General features: G+C 79.3%; 1 protein-coding gene. It reads left to right on the top strand.

Annotated features, from left to right (window positions below; translation table 11 throughout):
* Positions 1-100: 100 nt before the first annotated feature.
* On the top strand, positions 101-1,064 hold a 964-nt coding region (locus tag ACWEN3_RS46885; RefSeq protein WP_452984600.1), incomplete at its 3' end, for an aminotransferase class I/II-fold pyridoxal phosphate-dependent enzyme.

Below are 1,064 nucleotides of genomic sequence, written 5' to 3' on the forward strand. Positions count from 1 at the left end.
GGTCGCCGAGGTGCGGACCAGGATGTCGCCGAAGGTGTCCAGCAGGCCGTTCGCCGACTGGAAGTCGTGGAACGCCGGTGCGCCGCCGGGCAGCAAGGACATGCGGCGGACGGACCCCGAGGGCCACGGCCCCGTCCGCTACGGCCCGCCGCTGCCCGGCGACGGCCTCCCGGTCCTCCCCGAACTCGCCGCCGTGGTCGCCGCCGCCGCGAGCCGCGCCGACGCCCAGCCCGTCGGCGGCGCCCCCGCCCTGCTGGAGTCGGCCTGCGGCTACTGGACGCGCCGTGGACTGCCCTGCGTCCCGGACCGGGTGGCCGCCGGACCCGGCGCCCCCGCGCTGCTCCTCGCCCTCACCGCCGCGCTCGCCGGCGACGGCGCCGACGTCCTCGTGCCCCGCCCCTGCGCCGCCTGGTGGGCGCCCTACGCGCGCCTGCTCGGCCGGCCCGTCTTCCATGTCCCCACACCCCCCGAGGGCGGTGGCGTCCCCGATCCGTACGCGCTGCTGGAGACCGTCCGCCGGGTCCGGGCCGAGGGCGGCGACCCGCGGCTGCTGGTGTTGTCCGTCGCCGACGACCCCACCGCCACCGTCGCCGCGCCCGAACTGCTGCACGAGACCGTGGAGGTCGCGGCCGCCGAGGGCCTGCATCTGGTCAGCGACGAGACCTGGCGCGACACCCTGCACGCCCCGCACGACACCGTCCTGCTCAGCCCCGCCGAGATGGAGCCCGACCGGGTCACCGTCGTCACCGACCTTGCGGGCGCCCTGCTGCCCCCCGGCTGGCCCGCCGCCGTCGCCCGCTTCCCGGCGACCGAGGCCGGACTGGCCCTGCACGCGCGCGTGCTCGACATCCTGACCGCGCTCGACGCCCGGGTCGCGGGCCCCGTCGCCGCGGCCGCCGGGTACGCCCTCGACGAACCCCCGCCCGTCACCGAGCGGCGGGAGGCAGCCGTACGACTGCACGCGCGCCTCGCCGCCGCCGCGCACGCCGCGGTCGTGACCGCCGGCGCGCTCGCCCGCCCCCCGCAGGCCGGCCGCCACCTCTACGCCGACCTCGGCCCGCTCC

Source organism: Streptomyces sp. NPDC004561 (genome assembly GCF_053602155.1).